General features: G+C 66.7%; 4 protein-coding genes. All 4 read left to right on the top strand.

The genetic code is table 11. From position 1 onward, the window contains the following. Positions 1 to 192 (top strand): DNA -binding domain-containing protein (locus HMPREF2924_RS12795; protein WP_141765534.1); only part of this gene is annotated, 192 nt, incomplete at its 5' end. Between the two features lie 111 nt (positions 193 to 303). Further along, complete coding sequence (locus HMPREF2924_RS12790) at positions 304 to 585, top strand: helix-turn-helix transcriptional regulator (RefSeq protein ID WP_003107109.1); 282 nt, start codon at positions 304 to 306, stop codon at positions 583 to 585. A gap of 26 nt (positions 586 to 611) precedes the next feature. Then, complete coding sequence (locus HMPREF2924_RS12785) at positions 612 to 1469, top strand: replication initiator protein A (protein WP_016254212.1); 858 nt, start codon at positions 612 to 614, stop codon at positions 1467 to 1469. A 253-nt stretch (positions 1470 to 1722) separates the two neighbouring features. After that, on the top strand, positions 1723 to 2102 hold a 380-nt coding region (gene parA, locus HMPREF2924_RS12780), incomplete at its 3' end, for a ParA family partition ATPase (RefSeq protein WP_168172956.1).

Genomic DNA, 2102 nt, shown 5'->3' with positions numbered 1-2102 from the left:
GACGCGACCCTGGCGGGCGCGTCCTTGCGCGAAGTGGCCGAAGGGCTGTTCGGCGTGGAGGCCGTCGCGGCCAACTGGCACAAGGACGGTGCCTTGCGCGCCCGCGTGCGCCGGCTGGTGCGCCGTGGCGATGCGCTGATGTGCGGCGGCTATCGCCGCCTTGCACAGCTTCCGCCACTGCCGTTGCAGTAGGGGGGACGTTTCGCAGCCCCTGCAATTCGTCCCTTAGCAAGAAGCCTCGCTTTCTTGAAAGTGCCTCCATCCGGCCGCGTGGTGTGGCCGGGCTTGATGGAGGTTCATCCCATGCGACCAGCTCCCTTGCGGCCTGCCGCCACTGTCTCGACCGCTGCCGCGCAGCCGCAGCGTTACCTCACCAACGACGAAGCCGCCGAGTACCTGCGCCTGTCGCCGCGCACGCTGGAGAAGCAGCGCGTGATCGGCGGCGGGCCACGCTTTCGCAAGTTCGGCCGGCGCGTCATGTACGCCGTGGCCGACCTCGACGCCTGGGCGGCCGACCGCAGCTTCGAGACGACTTCCGATCCCGAGTACGCCGAGCACCACTCGGCGGACAGCCGTGCGCGCTGATCGCTGGCGCGCGCCAGGCCACAGCCATGTCCATCTCCGCGCTGCCATTTCGGCAGCGGCCCCCGCAAGAACGCGAACAGCTCGACCTGTTCCGCGCCTTGCCGGGCGACATGGCACCGCGCGACAGCCAGGACTTGATGGCCTATCCGTTCTTCTCGCTCGCCAAGTCCAAGCGGGTCAAGCCCATCGACTTCCGGGCGGGCAACGTCACGATCCGCGTGGAAGGCACGCAGGAGCATGGCATCGCCACGATTTGGGATGCCGACGTGCTGATTTGGGCGGCCTCACAGATCGTGGAGGCGAAGGATGCGGGCCTGCGGCCTTCGCGGCTGATCCGTGCGACGCCCTACGAGATCCTGCGCTTCATCGGGCGCGGCAAGTCGCTGCGCGACTACCAGCGCCTCAAAGCGGCCTTGGATCGCCTGCAATCGACCACGGTGGCCACGTCCATCCGCGAGACAACCGGGCGGCGTTTGCACCGCTTCTCGTGGATCAACGAATGGAAGGAACTGGCCGATGCCAGCGGCACACCGCTGGGCATCGAGCTGATCTTGCCGGACTGGTTCTATACGGGCGTGCTGGATGCCGCCCTGGTGCTGACCATCGACCCGGCGTATTTCCGGCTGACCGGCGGCATCGAGCGGTGGCTGTACCGCCTGGTGCGCAAGCACGGCGGCAAGCAGGCATACGGCTGGCAGTTCGACTTCCGCTACCTGCACCAGAAATCCGGCAGCACCGCCAAGCCCTACGACTTCGCCTGCGACCTGCGCGCGCTCGTCGCGCGGCAGTCGCTGCCCGGCTATGTCCTGGGCATCGAACGGATGCCGGACAACGGCATGGAACTGCTGACCTTCCGGCCCGTGCCGCATACGGCACGGGGATAACTCGGGGAAAGCCTGTGAATGGAGTCGTGCTATCAGGCGTGCGGGGTATCGTGCTATCAGGCGTGGGACTATCGTGCTATCAGGCGTGCCAATCGGCCGAAAACCCGCGCCAGCACTGGGTTTGCGCGCCCTCTAACTTCCCTAACTTAATTTCTCTAACTTTTAGTAGGGAAACGCCGCTGCGGTGGATAACCGCCACGCGGCCACAAACGCAGCAGCAACAGCCGGGCTTTCCAGCAGGGAGGGCCGCGTCATGATCGTTGCTCTGCTCAACCAGAAAGGGGGCGTCGGCAAGACCACGCTCGCCACCCACATCGCCGGCGAACTGGCAATGCGTGGCCAGCACGTCGTGCTGCTGGACGCCGACCCGCAGGGTTCATCGCTGGACTGGACGCAGCGTAGAAGCCAGCAAGGCTTGCCACGGCTGTTCAGTGCCGTGGGCCTCGCACGCGAAACGCTGCATCAGGAAGCGCCAGAGCTTGCCAGGCGGGCCGATCACGTCGTCATCGACGGCCCGCCGCGCATCGCCGCCTTGGCGCGCTCCGCGCTGCTGGCGGCCGAGCGCGTGCTGATCCCGGTGCAGCCCAGTCCCTACGACTTATGGGCCAGCGCCGAGATGGTGGCGCTGATCCG

Source organism: Pseudomonas sp. HMSC063H08 (assembly GCF_001813645.1).
GTDB classification, from domain to species: Bacteria; Pseudomonadota; Gammaproteobacteria; order Pseudomonadales; family Pseudomonadaceae; genus Pseudomonas; species Pseudomonas aeruginosa.
The sequence above is the reverse complement of the archived record's forward strand: the minus strand, read 5'-3'. Positions and strand labels throughout refer to the sequence as shown.